The 797-nt window shown below is 32.4% G+C and carries 2 protein-coding genes; both read right to left on the reverse strand.

Annotated elements, in window-relative coordinates; genetic code table 11:
• Positions 1-568: diadenylate cyclase CdaA (gene cdaA, locus KA878_RS13845; protein ID WP_210142237.1), on the reverse strand; the 568-nt coding region annotated here is incomplete at its 3' end.
• A 102-nt stretch (positions 569-670) separates the two neighbouring features.
• The coding region (locus tag KA878_RS13850; RefSeq protein WP_210142239.1) for an arginase family protein at positions 671-797 on the reverse strand (127 nt) is incomplete at its 5' end.

Raw genomic sequence — 797 nt, forward strand, 5'->3', positions numbered from 1 at the left:
ATGCTGCACTTGCAATTTTATTTGCTTGAATAATCATTGCACCATCGTGTAATGGCGTATTTGGTATAAACACATTCGTTAATAATTCTTGTGATATTTCTGAATTCATAGCAATACCAGTTTCAATATAATCCTGTAAACCTGTTTCCTTTTCAAAAACAATCAAAGCACCTATACGACGTTTAGCCATATATTGTACAGCTTTTGACACAGATGATATTAATTTATCTTCATCACTATTTAAATTCGTAGAATATCGTTTGAATAAACTGCCTCGACCAAGTTGTTCTAAGGCACGTCTGATTTCTGGCTGGAATATTACAATTAATGCTAATACACCCCATTGAATAACTAAATCAAATAAACGGGATGTTGCTGTTAAGTTAAGCATTTTACTCAATTGTTGGCCAATCACTATCACGACAATACCTTTTAATAGTTGAATGGCTTTGGTACCTTTAAAAACTGTAATGAGAAGATAAAGTACATACCATACGATGAGTAAATCGAGTACACTAGCAATAATTTTTACTGTACTCCAGTCGTCAAAAAAGTTGGATAAATCCATAACATCTCCTCCGGTTATCTGTTCCCATGTTACCTATTATACCAATCATAACACTAACTGTCATATTTAGTATTTATTTTCTACATCCGTTTGCTTTATTATTTATAATAACGTTTCTCCAAAGAAGCTGCCTACAAGCCCAACAGCTTGTTCAGCTGTATCATTATTATGATCTATTAATGGGTTAACTTCTACAAGATCCATTGAAGTTACTAAATTAGAATTATGT

The organism is Staphylococcus sp. GDY8P57P (assembly GCF_017892585.1).
Classification (GTDB): Bacteria; Bacillota; Bacilli; order Staphylococcales; family Staphylococcaceae; genus Staphylococcus; species Staphylococcus borealis.